At 44.3% G+C, this 12581-nt stretch carries 13 protein-coding genes; 8 read left to right on the top strand and 5 right to left on the bottom strand.

Going from position 1 to position 12581, the window contains the following annotated elements; genetic code table 11:
• Positions 1–100: 100 nt before the first annotated feature.
• On the top strand, positions 101–859 hold the full coding sequence (locus tag NG798_RS13625) for a phycobilisome rod-core linker polypeptide (RefSeq protein WP_261223672.1): 759 nt from the start codon (positions 101–103) through the stop codon (positions 857–859).
• Between the two features lie 162 nt (positions 860–1021).
• On the opposite strand, the gene NG798_RS13630 is transcribed toward NG798_RS13625, so the two are convergent.
• The 3 genes from NG798_RS13630 to NG798_RS13640 form a co-directional block, all read right to left on the bottom strand.
• Entirely contained in the window at positions 1022–1945 is a 924-nt protein-coding gene (locus tag NG798_RS13630) for an RluA family pseudouridine synthase (RefSeq protein ID WP_261223675.1), read from the bottom strand.
• Positions 1946–1988: 43 nt separating this feature from the next.
• Complete coding sequence (locus NG798_RS13635; protein ID WP_261223677.1) at positions 1989–3071, bottom strand: hypothetical protein; 1083 nt, start codon at positions 3069–3071, stop codon at positions 1989–1991.
• Positions 3072–3415: 344 nt separating this feature from the next.
• Positions 3416–5110, bottom strand: a complete 1695-nt coding sequence (locus tag NG798_RS13640) for a DUF6930 domain-containing protein (protein ID WP_261223680.1) — start codon at positions 5108–5110, stop codon at positions 3416–3418.
• A 336-nt stretch (positions 5111–5446) separates the two neighbouring features.
• Here NG798_RS13640 and NG798_RS13645 point away from each other — a divergent pair, with 336 nt between their 5' ends.
• The 4 genes from NG798_RS13645 to NG798_RS13660 all read left to right on the top strand — a co-directional run bounded on the left by NG798_RS13645 (position 5447) and on the right by NG798_RS13660 (position 7165).
• Positions 5447–5803: an iron-sulfur cluster assembly accessory protein gene (locus NG798_RS13645; protein WP_261223682.1), complete on the top strand. Its 357-nt coding sequence runs from the start codon at positions 5447–5449 to the stop codon at positions 5801–5803.
• A 103-nt stretch (positions 5804–5906) separates the two neighbouring features.
• A complete protein-coding gene (locus tag NG798_RS13650) occupies positions 5907–6335 on the top strand; it encodes a M48 family metallopeptidase (RefSeq protein ID WP_261223684.1) in 429 nt (142 codons plus the stop codon).
• 188 nt (positions 6336–6523) lie between these two features.
• Positions 6524–6721, top strand: a complete 198-nt coding sequence (locus NG798_RS13655) for a hypothetical protein (protein WP_261223686.1) — start codon at positions 6524–6526, stop codon at positions 6719–6721.
• 249 nt (positions 6722–6970) lie between these two features.
• Entirely contained in the window at positions 6971–7165 is a 195-nt protein-coding gene (locus NG798_RS13660) for a hypothetical protein (protein WP_261223688.1), read from the top strand.
• Positions 7166–7267: 102 nt separating this feature from the next.
• On the opposite strand, the gene glgX is transcribed toward NG798_RS13660, so the two are convergent.
• Positions 7268–9394, bottom strand: coding sequence for a glycogen debranching protein GlgX (gene glgX, locus NG798_RS13665; RefSeq protein WP_261223690.1), 2127 nt, complete (start codon positions 9392–9394; stop codon positions 7268–7270).
• Positions 9395–9656: 262 nt separating this feature from the next.
• Positions 9657–10697 (bottom strand): polysaccharide pyruvyl transferase CsaB, encoded by a 1041-nt coding sequence (gene csaB, locus NG798_RS13670; protein WP_261223692.1) that lies wholly within the window; start codon positions 10695–10697, stop codon positions 9657–9659.
• A 121-nt stretch (positions 10698–10818) separates the two neighbouring features.
• On the opposite strand from csaB, the gene NG798_RS13675 reads away from it, so the two are divergent.
• The 3 genes from NG798_RS13675 to NG798_RS13685 are packed head-to-tail and all read left to right on the top strand — an operon-like array spanning position 10819 to position 12401.
• Positions 10819–11154, top strand: coding sequence for a DUF2499 domain-containing protein (locus NG798_RS13675; protein WP_261223694.1), 336 nt, complete (start codon positions 10819–10821; stop codon positions 11152–11154).
• Positions 11151–11447, top strand: a complete 297-nt coding sequence (locus tag NG798_RS13680) for a DUF3593 domain-containing protein (protein ID WP_261223696.1) — start codon at positions 11151–11153, stop codon at positions 11445–11447. Before NG798_RS13675 ends, NG798_RS13680 begins: the two co-directional genes overlap by 4 nt.
• A gap of 3 nt (positions 11448–11450) precedes the next feature.
• Positions 11451–12401 (top strand): WD40 repeat domain-containing protein, encoded by a 951-nt coding sequence (locus tag NG798_RS13685; protein WP_261223698.1) that lies wholly within the window; start codon positions 11451–11453, stop codon positions 12399–12401.
• Positions 12402–12581: the final 180 nt, after the last annotated feature.

Below are 12581 nucleotides of genomic sequence, written 5' to 3' on the forward strand. Positions count from 1 at the left end.
AAGTTAAAAACAAACGGCAACTGAGAATTGTACGGGCAGTGCCCCTGTGCCTGCCTCAGACAACTGACAAACAAATTTTTGAGATAACGGAGATTCGGACGTGGCTATTCCATTGCTAGAATACACACCCAAAAGTCAAAACCAGCGCGTTGCCGGCTATGAAACACCGGGTGAAGAAAAGCCGAGAATTTATACCACTGAAAACGTGCTAGACCCGGCAGAAGTCGATGATTTAATTTGGGCTGCATACCGCCAAATTTTCAGCGAACACCAAATCCTCAAAAGCAACCGTCAAACTTTGTTGGAATCTCAGCTTAAATACGGTCAAATCACCGTCCGGGACTTCATTCGCGGTTTGGCAACTTCTGACGCTTTCCGCCGGCTAAACTACGAACCCAACAGCAATTACCGCTTTGTTGAGTTGTGCGTACAGCGCGTTTTAGGCCGCGATGTGTACAGCGAACGCGAAAAAATTGCATGGTCTATTGTGCTGGCTACTAAAGGCTTAGATGGCTTTATCAATGCCTTGCTCGATAGCGATGAATACTTAAACAACTTTGGTGACCATACGGTGCCCTACCAACTGCGCCGCATTCTCCCCCAACGGGCCAAAGGTGAAACTCCCTTTAACCTGAAAACTCCCCGCTATGGTGAATACCATCGTTCTCAGTTGGGCTTCCCTCAAGTGATTTGGCAAAACCAAGTCCGCCGCTTTACTCCCCAAGAAAAACAAGCCAAAGAGGGCGATCCCAACCGCTACTTGGGTATGGCACGGGAAGTTGCGCCTAACATTACCAATGTTCCCCGCGTTTCTGTGTTTAACCTCAACTACGAAAGCGCTGTTCCTCGCCGTCGTTAATCTTCTCTTGTTGAAGGTTTTGGCTTAGTTTTAGGGGCTAGAATCTAGTTGCTATGGGCGGGTATTATTGCCGCGTTCAGCAGTACCTAGAAGCTGGCCCCTAAATTTTTATTGGGGATTTTTGAGGCCGGTCTACAGCCGCTCCACCTCCACCACTGACCCCTACCGGCGCCGGCGTAAGACTTCTAAAAGCGTTGTAAAACTCTCTGGTGGCGGCGCTATGGCTTCTATGAGTTCTTCTGTTACGGGATGTTGTAATTGTAAGCGCACGGCGTGCAAAGCTTGTCCGGGGATATTCACGCCAAGAGAACGACCTTTGCCATAAATTGGATCGCCGACAATGGGATGGCCAATCTGGGCACTGTGAACTCGGATTTGATGAGTACGTCCGGTTTCTAGTTGAAATAGCATTAAAGTATAATTGCCGAGGCGTTCTTTAATTCGCCAATGGGTGACGCTGGCACGTCCGCCTTTTTCCACCGCTACCACAGCCATTTTTTTGCGGTCTACTGGGTGCCGGCCTATCGGTTGATCAATTGTGCCGGTTTCCGTTTTTGGAGCTCCGTACACAATACCTAAATATTCTCGGCGGGCTGTTTTTGCTTTGAGTTGGGCTTGCAGATGTTGATGAGCAAGGTCTGTTTTTGCCACCACCAGCGCGCCGGTAGTGTCTTTATCGAGCCGGTGGACTATCCCCGGTCGCTGCACTCCGCCAATACCGGCCAGGTTGGGGCATCTGTAGAGCAAAGCATTTACCAGCGTGTCGTTTTCGTGACCGGCTGCTGGATGAACCACAAGGCCGGCCGGTTTATTGATAATGATTAGGTGGTCATCTTCATAGAGAATATCCAGCGGAATATCGGTGGCTTCCAGTTCCAAGGGCTGCGCTGACGGGATAGTAATCTCGATAATGTCGCCGGCACCAACAGCGATTTTTTTAGAAGTTTGGGTTTGGCTATTGACTTTTACGCTTCCTTGTGCTATGAGGTCTTGAATTCGGGAGCGAGAAAAATCTCTCAGGTGTTCGGCCAGATAGCGGTCGAGTCGGGGGTTGGGATGTTCGACTTGTAGATTAATTTCGGTCACAGTTAATTATTGATAAATGGTCAGAGCACCAATTGACTTTTCCTTACCCAGCCACCCAATTTGCCAACCCTTCAATCGATGTTTCCTGCCGGTTTTCTTGGCTAAAAACTTCGGGCGCGAACATCTCCCAACACGCATTAAAATAGGGCACAAATAATGAGCGCTGTTCTTCACTTAAGTGGCCAGAAATTTCTTGCGCCAGCAAATAAAGCATTTGCCGCACCAATTCCCAGTCTACCTTCAAAGCCGGATATAGTAATACACACAAAGGGAATAATTCGTCTTTGAGCGCCGACAAATTCCCCTCCAATACGCAAGTCCACAAGTAAACCTGGAACATTTCTATATCTCGGAGGCTGGAACGATGAACAATTACATCGCTCAACTTGCCTGTAAAACTGCGGTAGTTGGGATACATTTTTTGAATTCGACCGCTAACAAATTTAGCAATTTCACCAATATCAGGCAACAATTGAATGACCGCTAATAAGGCCGGTGAATCGGGAGGATGGGTAGCCGCTGCTGCATAAAGTCGTACTAAAGGCATATTGAGGTGCTCTTCAATCACCTTAATATAATCCGCGAGCAGCGTTTGTTCAAACTCTGGAACTTCTTGGAGCAATAATAGGCCGGTGTGGTGGAATAATAAATTCACAAATCCCAACACTCGCGGATCAGGAGTGCGATAACTTTGAGTTAAACGAAGTAATTCTTTTCCCACCGCTAGAGAAAGAGCCTCTGGCGTTTCCCCGTCGGAATAATACTCTAAAAGTTTCTCATAAATTTTATGAGCATCCGCCGCTATTTCCCATCCATTGACTAATTGAGGATCAATTTGGTTTTGCTTAATCGCCACTGCCAAAATCGTCTCAGTTTTTGTCCACGCCAGCGAGACAGCCAACCTTAAAGAATGGCGCAGATTTTCGGCATTTTCCAGCCGTTTAGCAAAGCCAGTTTTTCTTGTCTGATCGGGTGTTGTAGAAAAATCAGATTTTTGCAAATCGCTGTCCTGACTTTGGACATATTTTTTGGCCCATTGCTGTGCAAAAGATGCCACCGTCTTTGACGTAGGTTTCTCTGGAGAGCGAATATAGGAAGCGTAACGAGGATTAATAGGGTTCACCATACTTGTCTGGTATCGTCAAGGTTTACCGTTTTGTGGGGCAGTAAGGCGGGGAGAACATTAAACAAATGTTAGAATTTTTCCGCTCCGAATTATATCAGCCTAATAGAAGATTTTATTTTGGTGATTTTGTGAGATACTACGACTATTCTTTTGTGAAAGAATAATCATTCAAGCGGATATAATTTTACGCGACACACGGAATTTACACTAAACTCGTACCCCGCCACACTTTTACAATTTAACATTAAATATTGAAAAGAAAAGGACACGGGCCCCCACCCAAAAAGAATAAGAGCCAAACTCCCCACAGAACTCAACAACAATAAAAGTCAAGATCAGCAGAATTATTCAAAATCAAACTGAGAGACAAGCTGGAGCTTGCCTATTCCTAACTCTTTAGGGGAGATACACCGCACCTCAAACAAACCAAGCATATCCTTAATTTGGGGATTTCCTCTCGCAGCGCCGGTAAGACCCTGAGCAATCACCAAACCACAAAATCCCTTAGTTTTTTTACAACGTTGCTCCCATTTTTTGCGAGCAGCAACATGAGTCGGATCATCCTCAACAAACTCACCAAACAAATGAAGCTGACCATCCTCTGTTTGGAGAATACCTAAATCGTAACTAACTTCTTTAAAAGGATCTTCGCCGGGATTAAAGCAAATACCTTTTAACCCACCGGCCTCTTGCAACTCTTGAATCATCGCCTTAGCTTTAGGACGAGAAGTTTGAATTAAAACAATAGGCAATCCTTCGCCAAGAGTCTGAACAGAAGCCACAGAAAAGTGATGAGCAGGGCCATTTCTTAAATTTTGGACAGTTTCCCAAGGCATCATTCCTAAACTGAGAAATGAATTATCAGGCACTAAATCATCTCGTAACAAAGGCTGGTAATCTTCCTCATCCTCATCAAAATCCTCCTCCAAATCGCCCTGAACCATCATTAACAATTCCTGTTCTAATTCCGGCTCAGTCGAAACCTTCACAGAAATAGTTTCTGATTGGGGAGTTTCACCCTCCCCAGCCTTTTCGCCCTTTTTTTTCTTAGCAAACGGAGGTAAAGAAATGCGAAACTTACTGGTCAAAACCGGCAAATTTTCCTCATCAAGTTTGTGTTGAGCATTGCGCCAAAAACGATGTAAAGCTTCCAGAGCAACCCAAACCACCAGCGCTTCTTCCTCATATAAAAAAGAGCGCAAACCTTCCAAAGGATGAAGATTACCAAAAGACGGTTTAATTTCCGATAAAGGCAAATCTGCTAAATCAAAATCCTCTTCATCTTCATCATCAGTCTCCTCGGCACTTTCATAACTCAAAAACAAGCAATCTTGACCGAGAAAAGCTTCTTCTAAACCTTCAGCAGAATCGTGAGACAAAACCGAGGCGCGGAAGCGACGTAGCGATTCAAGAGAGCGATAGAACAACACCCCATAATCGACGCCCAACATTCCCAAAACGCAGACATAGAGCGTATCAATATCCCACTTTTTCAACTCAATACTGAGAATTTGGTGATCGCCCAACAACTCCCAAGGAGCATCCTGCCAAATATCAAAAGACTTTTCCGTAAGCGCCTTAGCATATTGTGGCGGTACGGTAGGCGGGTTATTATTTACTACTTCTTGAAAACTGCGGAAAATTTCATCAATAAGAGGCAATTCAGGGACATATTCAATAGAAATTTCCAGACCCTGTAGGACACCGCGTAAATAAAATTGCAATTGGCGGTCGCGGACAACAATTTTTTGCGGGCGGGCGGGTTGAGCCGGGTTATGGGGGTGTTCCATTGCCCGTAACAGCGTGCGAACAACGGCTTCAGAGCCGATCTCTGGCGTCACCATGTCCATTGAACGGACAAAACCCTGAGAACCATCGACCCAAAGAATACACTCGCCTGGTCGGTCGGCTTCCCTGGGTACCCATTCTAAATCATCCGCAGTTTGTGGCGACAAGGGGCGGCGATCACCCTCCCACACGCTGGGAATTTGGGGTAATTTTTGCAGGCGACGGCGAGTAGAGTGATTGAGAGCAGTCATAGACTCCGGCAACAGGATGGACAAATAATCTTACACGAGGAAGCGGTTTAACCAACAGAACCCCATCAAGGCGGCGGGCGGTCGGTAATGCTACGATCAAGGGCTATGCAATGGATAGGATGCGCTAATTTAATAAACTACTCCCCAATTACAGCGGCTTAAAAAAACCGGCCGGTGGTGAGCGGCTCTATTGAAAGCGACTATTACAAGCATAGAGAGTTTTTTGCCTTTAAGGGTGTATCTGAGCGATCAATAATCTGGTGCTAGAGAAGTCGATACAATAGATCTAGAGGTAAATGCAGTATCCACTCTACGCCACTAGGAGTTTTAAAAAAAATGACACAAGCAACTCAGACCCCCCAACGGGGCATTCAAATGACTGAAGCCGCCTTGCGTCAAGTGATTTCATTACGGCAAAGCCAAGGGAAGGATCTTTGTCTGCGGGTGGGTGTACGTCAAGGTGGCTGCTCTGGGATGTCCTATATGATGGATTTTGAAGATGTCAGCAATATCCGTCCTGAAGATGAGGTCTTTGACTATGACGGATTTAAGGTACTCTGCGACAAGCGCAGTATGCTTTATCTTTATGGTTTGGTACTCGACTATAGCAATGCTATGATCGGCGGTGGTTTCCAGTTCACCAACCCCAACGCAAATCAAACTTGCGGTTGTGGCAAGTCTTTTTCGGCTTAAGATTTTTTAGGGGGTGGGGCTCTGCTCCACTCACCGGCCAACCACTACCGGCCACCCACCCTTGATTATTAATAGTGGCCGATTGCCCACCAAACTCTTGTTTATGAATCAAACTCAAACTCCCGAAGCTCTTTTTGACCAAGGTCTTGAACGCTATAAAGCCGGTGAGGGGCCCACTACTCTAATTCCTCTTTTTAAAGATATTTGCGACCGCTCCTCCAAAAATAGCTCCTCTTGGACTTGTTTGGCTTGGCTTTATCTGCTAGATAACAAACCTGCTCAAGCATTAAAAGCGGCTCAAAAAGCTGTCAAACTCAATCCCCACGATCCTCAAGCACGGGTGAATTTGGCTATCGCTATGCTCGAAACTAAGCAAAAAGGTGTTCGTCCCCATGTTGACACCGCTATGCAGTTAATTATGGTTTCCTCAGAATTGAAAACTGAACTGCTTCAAAGTCTCGACGAAGGATTAACCAGAAAACCCGAATGGCCAAGCTTACAGCGCGTCAAAGCTTGGTTGTATGAAGGCTAAATTTTTATTTCCAGCGTTTTGTGCTCTTTTGAGTGTCTAAAACGCTGGTTTTATTTAGATTTCGTAATATTTATTTAAATAACTTCACTCAAAAAGTCAAATTCTAATGATAAACTGTGGTTTACTTAAGGATTAGAAAATCCTATAGCTTTCAAAACCTTAACTTATGTAAACCGCAGGAGAAAACGATGAGCCTTGAGAATAACGTTAATATCAAACCCCAAACCCGCAATCACAAAGGCTTTTTTATTCAACCGGCCTCCTATAAGCTAATGGGTATTGATGAATCTGGCTGGGCCTTAATTTGCATTGATGATGCTGTATGTCACTATGTTGATCCTGATAACCTCCAAAAACCTAACAAGGGCGGTGGTAGTGCAGAATAAATGCACGTCCAGCTTTGAAAGAACGTTTCTGAATCTAAAAAATGGACGGCTGTACTGATTAAAGTGCAGCCAAATTTTTTTTGGGGTTGCTTTGTTATATATTGTAGCATTACTTAACAAAAATTAGTATAGTTATTAACATAAATTAACCCAAAACGCACGGATTTAATGATAGGATTTTATAACCACAACGATAAAACTTTTTTATCTGTTTAAAAACCATCAAATAAAATTGGAGCCTAAATAATTATGACCGGTCAAGATGTAGCAGTCAAGCCAGAAACCCGTAATCACAAAGGATTTTTTATCCAAGACACAAGCTATAAACTCATGGGAATAGATGAGGCGGGATGGGCCTTAATTTGCTTCGATGAGGCAGTTTGCCACTATGTCGATCCGGAGAGCTTAGAAAGCTGTGAAGAGATGGGAGATAACTTAGTTTGAGAAAAGTTAATAAACATTGTTTTTTTAACATTCCAGCAATAAAAAACCCGGTTTCCGCAAGAAACCGGGTTTTTAGTTACAAGGGTTTATTTTGGCAAAGCATTAGGTAAGCCGGCGTAAGACCACCACCGACCGGCCAGTAACCGGCACTTTTTTACCATCCGTATAAATCAACCCTTCCTTAACAAAAGTCGGTTCTTTGGTATCAATGACAACCTCCCACTGATCCTTTTGCATCACCTCTGGCAAACTAAAGTCCAGCATTTCCCAGTAAGCGTTAAAAATCACCAAGAAACTCTCATCCATAATGCGTTGACCTCTAGCATTAACACGAGTAATTTCTTGGCCGTTTAAAAACACCGCCATTGACTTCGCAAAACCGCTATTCCACTCTTCATCACCCATTTCGCTACCATCGTAGTTATACCAACCAATATCGCTGATGGTTTTGCCATAAATAGGCCGGCCTTGGAACCATTTGCGGCGGCGGAAAACCGGATGTTTGCGGCGGAAGAAAATAAGTTGACGAGTAAAATCTAACAACTCTTCTTTTTCTTTGGGGAAATCCCAATTAATCCAAGCAATCTCATTATCTTGGCAATAGGCATTATTATTACCCTTTTGGCTGCGTTCCATCTCATCCCCATAAACAATCATCGGGATACCTTGAGATAGAAATAGCGTTACCAAGAAATTGCGTTTTTGGCGTTCCCTCGTCGCCAACACATCTGGGTCATCTGTCTCGCCTTCTACACCACAATTCCACGAACGGTTATGGCTTTCGCCATCGCAGTTATTTTCACCGTTTGCTTCGTTGTGTTTTTCGTTATAGCTCACCAAATCTGCCAGCGTAAAACCATCGTGGGCTGTGATAAAGTTAATGCTGGCATAGGGGCTACGTCCGTTGCTTTGATAGAGGTCAGAACTGCCGGTGAAACGATAGGCAAATTCGCCCAAGGTTTGATCTTCACTGCGCCAAAAATCGCGTACACAATCACGATATTTCCCGTTCCATTCACACCAGAGTAAGGGGAAATTACCCACTTGATAACCGCCAGTTCCCAAGTCCCAAGGTTCGGCAATTAATTTCACATCTGCCAAAACTGGATCTTGGTGGATAATGTTAAAAAATCCCGACAAGTTATTGACATCATACAATTCTCGTGCTAACGCTGATGCCAAGTCAAAACGGAAGCCATCAACGTGCATTTCTAATACCCAGTAGCGCAAACTATCCATGATTAGTTTCAGCACTTGAGGATGACGTACGTTGAGAGAATTTCCGCAGCCGGTGAAGTCCATATAATAACGCGCATCACCTTCTACTGTGCGGTAATAGCTGACGTTATCGATGCCACGAAATGATAGCGTTGGGCCCATGTGGTTGCCTTCGCCGGTGTGGTTATAAACCACGTCTAAAATGACTTCAATACCGGCCTTATGTAAGGCTTTTACCATTTCCTTAAATTCGCGGGCTGCACCCCCCGGCGTTTGGTCAGAACTGTAGCCTTTATAGGGGGCAAAAAAATTCAGACTGTCGTAACCCCAATAATTTTTTAAACCTTTGCCGGTGAGATACCCCGGATGGCTAAAAAAGTGATGAACCGGCAACAATTCTACTGCGGTAATTCCCAAAGATTGCAAGTGAGCAATACTAGCAGGATGTGCTAACCCCGCATAAGTTCCGCGATATTCTTCTTCGATATTGGGTTGCAGTTTGCTAAAGCCTTTTACATGAACTTCATAAATAATTGATTCGTGAAAAGGAGTCCGTAAAAGTTGGTCGCCTTCCCAATCAAAGGTATCATCAATAACAACTGCTTTGGGAACAAATGGGGCGCTATCTACTTCGTTGTAAGATAAATCTTCCTCTTCATCCCCAATCGCATAACCAAAAATTTCGGGGCTGTCGGTAAAGTCTCCATCGATTTCTTTGGCATAGGGATCAAGGACAAGTTTATTAGGGTTAAAACGATGGCCGTTATTGGGTTCATAGGGGCCATGAACGCGGAAACCATATTGTTGTCCGGGGGCTACTCCGGGGATATAACCATGCCAAGTTTGGTTATCATATTCTTTGAGTTCGAGACGTTCTTCTTTGCCGTCTTTGTCAAATAAACAAAGTTCAACTTTTGTGGCGTTTTCGGTAAAAAGGGCGAAGTTTGTTCCTTTTCCATCCCAATAGGAACCGAGAGGATAAACATTACCCGGCCAGAGTTCTAAGTGCATATATGACTATTTTGGTATGAGAGATTGTTCAGTAAAGTCCTTGGGAGTGCCAAGCTGTTTGAGCTTTCAGCCGGCATGGCATTTAATGTATCTTTTTTGTAGTTGGCTTTGCTTCTATCTCAAGGTAGGTGCTGAAATTAAATTTATGGGCGCTTCTAAATTTTGAAAAGAAAAAAGCACAATTTTATTTTTTTGTCAATATGTAAGTAGGGTGATACTCTGTCGGCATCCCTAATCGTGGGCAGAGCATCGCCCTATAGCCCTACAATTGATGTAAGATTTCTTGATGGATGTGAGCGCGATCTATAAGCGCTTTTATTTGCACCGGCATTAAAGCTTCCCCATTAGCATAATGTTCGATCCAAGCGGTACTAATGGCAAGGGAATTATCAGGAAGTTGTGATAATTCGTAGCCAGGGATGTCTAATTCTGTCATCAATTGCTTTACTTTTGGGTCATAGCTGAGGCCAAAACACCGGCATTCCTCAGCCGCCGCCATAATTAAACTATGTAAACGCATCCCAATTGCCATATCTACACCACGAAAAACTCCTTTTAATTGGCGAGGGTTTTCTAGCTGTAAAATCTGACTTTTTTCTCCCAAATGGCTGTGGAGTTCTTGGGCAATAGCTAAATCTTGAGAAGCTTGGAAAGGTAATAATAAAATAAAAGTTTTTGTGGCTTTTTGGAAATCAATTAAAGCGCGGGTGAGAATTTGGAGGCGGGCGGGAGTTAATAAGGGATGTTGACGTAATGTTATGGCAACTTTTGGGGCGGGTAAATCCCATAAACCAGGCACAGGAGATGATTCTAAAGCCCAGACAGGATCGGGGGCTAAACTAAAAGGAATTTGCCAATTAGATAATAATTCTGCACTGCCGCGATCACGAACGCTGATAATGTTTGTGCCGGCAAAAGTGCGTTTGGCAATTTCACGAGTGAGAGGGCGTTTGAGGGGGCCAATTCCTTGTGCCCAGGCAATTGTTTTTAAGTTCATTTTTTGGGCAAGTGCCATCAGGCCGGTGTAATATAAAGGGCTGATAGCGCTGGTGGAATCTTGGATTAAACTACCGCCTCCCCAGATAAATATTTGGGCTTCTTTTAAGGCTTGCAAAACTTGCCAAGTGTTCATTCGATCACAGGCATAAACTCCATAGCTTTTTTGGGTTTGTTGGGGGTTGCCAGAGAGGACGATGGGGGTTATATGTGGGGGTAACATTTGTAGGAGGGTGGCTAGGAGGGCTTCGTCTCCTCCGTTTCCTTTGCCGTAATAGCCACAACAAATTGCTTTTATTTTTTTCATAGTTGATTTTTTTTTAACCGCAGATGGACGCTGATTAACGCAGATGGGTTATTGGTTGGGTTTGGAGGTTTGGGTGACGTAAGATGGTGGAGTGGTTTTTTTGGTTGGGAGGGGATGTTCGATGCACGCGCTTTCGATTCCTACTTGGATGATTCATGTGTCGAGTGTGATTGAATGGATAGGGGCCATTTGGTTGATTTGGGTTTATGGGGAGTTAATGGGTAGTTGGGGGTGGAAGTTTTTTGCTGTGGCGATGTTGCCGGCTTTGGTAAGTGCGATGTGTGCTTGTACTTGGCATTTTTTTGATAATCCTGAGTCGCTGGAATGGTTGGTTACAGTGCAAGCGGCGATGACTGTACTCAATAACTTTACTCTGTGTGCGGCGGCTTGGTGGCTGTGGCGGGGGGAAAGACTGCAAGAAAAGGAAACTAAGGGTGAGTTTGGGGGAGAGGAATGATTTCTAAAGAGTTTTTGTTTGCTTTTTCGCTGTTTCCCTATTTGGGGTTTTTGTGGTTTCTCAGTCGCAACAAACAAGCGCCAAAATTGGCAGTGATTGGGTTTTATATGACTTTGGTGTTTGTGGGGGTGACGATTCCGGCGGGAATTTATGCGAAAGTTGTTTATGGTGAGCAGCTTGCTAATGTGGATTGGCTGCATGGTGGGGCTGAGTTTTTCTTGACGCTTTCTAATATTTTGATTGTGTTGGGCTTCCGGCAAGCAGTCAACCAGCGCCGACAGTTGTTAAAATAAGATTTGCTTTCTGAGTTTTTAATGGTAAACGTCCAGCCAGATAACCAAAGTATGACTTGTATTCACACTCTCACCGGCCATTCTGACGGGGTTAAATCGGTTTTAATTAGTCCTGATGGGCATTTGCTTGTTAGTGGCGGCGAAGATGGAACTATTAAGCTGTGGAAGCTGCAAACCGGTGAGTTAGTTCGTTCTCTGACTGGTCATACTTATGGGGTTAAAGGTATTGCTATTAGTCCAGATGCTCAAACTTTGGTGAGTGGGGGTGGAGATGGAACGGTTAAGCTGTGGAGTTTGCCAGAGGGAGAGTTAGTTAGGACGTTGATTGCGGGATATTCGCGTTTAGATTCGGTGTGGATGCCGGTGGCTATTAGTCCAGACGGGCAAACGGTGGCAAGTCACAGCAGCACTTATAGTCAAACTATTAAACTTTGGCGTTTGGATAGTGGCGAGTTGGTGAGTACGCTAACCGGCCATACGGGTTCGGTAAAGTCTTTTGCGATCAGTCCCGATGGTCTGATTTTGGCAAGTGATGGGTCAGATCATACGATTCGTTTGTGGAATTTGGCAACGGAAGAATTGATGAATATTTTGGTGGGGCACACCGGCGGTATTTTTTCCATTGCAATTAGTCCAGACGGGCAAACTTTGGTTAGTGGTGGGGAAGATCAGATGATTAAAATTTGGAATCTCCACACCGGCAAGTTAGTTCGTACTTTGTCGGGCCATTCTTATTCGGTTAATGCTGTGGCAATTAGTCCAGATGGGCAATGGCTGGCAAGTGGGGGTTATGATAGCCTTATTAAGGTTCGTCACTTAGCTACCGGAAAACGCTTAAGGATTCTCACCGGCCATACGGGTTCTGTCAATTCGGTTGTCATTAGTCCAGATAGCCAACTTCTTGCGAGCGCTAGTGCGGATAAAACTATTAAAATTTGGCAATTACAAAAATAAACAATAAGCAAATTTTTTTCTAAAAAACCCACAAGCAGGCTTGTCGGGAGTATCAAGTTGTATTTTTAGCCCAATCTAAAATCTAAAATCTAAAATCTAAAATCAAATCATGGTTGAGTGTGGCTGAGAAGGGTTAGGGAAAGATTACCATAATAGCTAGGGCATCTTTACAGCACGTTT

Source organism: Ancylothrix sp. D3o, from assembly GCF_025370775.1.
Taxonomy (GTDB): Bacteria; Cyanobacteriota; Cyanobacteriia; order Cyanobacteriales; family Oscillatoriaceae; genus Ancylothrix.